Genomic DNA, 382 nt, shown 5'->3' with positions numbered 1-382 from the left:
GACGGCCTGGAAGAGATGATTGCAGCGCTTCCCGCGTCGTCTCTGGTGCTCGTTGGCTGCGGCATTTCCAACCACGACAATCTCGGAGCGATGTTTCGCAACGCCGCAGCCTTTTATGCCGATGCGGTGCTGCTGGACGAGACGTGCTGTGACCCGCTCTATCGCAAGGCGCTGCGGGTTTCCGTGGGGTCGGTGCTGTCGGTCCCCTATCATCGCGGCGGCGGGGCAGTGGAGATGCTTGAGCGGCTCGCGGCAGCCGGGTTTTCGATCTGGAGCCTTTCGCCCGGTGGCGAGACCGAAATCCGCGATATTCCCCGCGCTGAACGCATGGCGCTCGTCATCGGCACGGAAGGCGAGGGGTTGCCGCAATCGGTGCTGTCGC

1 protein-coding gene is annotated in these 382 nt (G+C 64.4%); it reads left to right on the top strand.

All coding sequences use genetic code 11. The features are described 5' to 3' along the window. Positions 1–382 (top strand): RNA methyltransferase (locus tag EN804_RS35050; protein WP_135922330.1); only part of this gene is annotated, 382 nt, incomplete at both ends.

Source organism: Mesorhizobium sp. M8A.F.Ca.ET.161.01.1.1 (assembly GCF_004792105.1).
Classification (GTDB): Bacteria; Pseudomonadota; Alphaproteobacteria; order Rhizobiales; family Rhizobiaceae; genus Mesorhizobium.
Note: the sequence above shows the minus strand (reverse complement) of the source record. Positions and strands in the feature narration are given on the sequence as shown.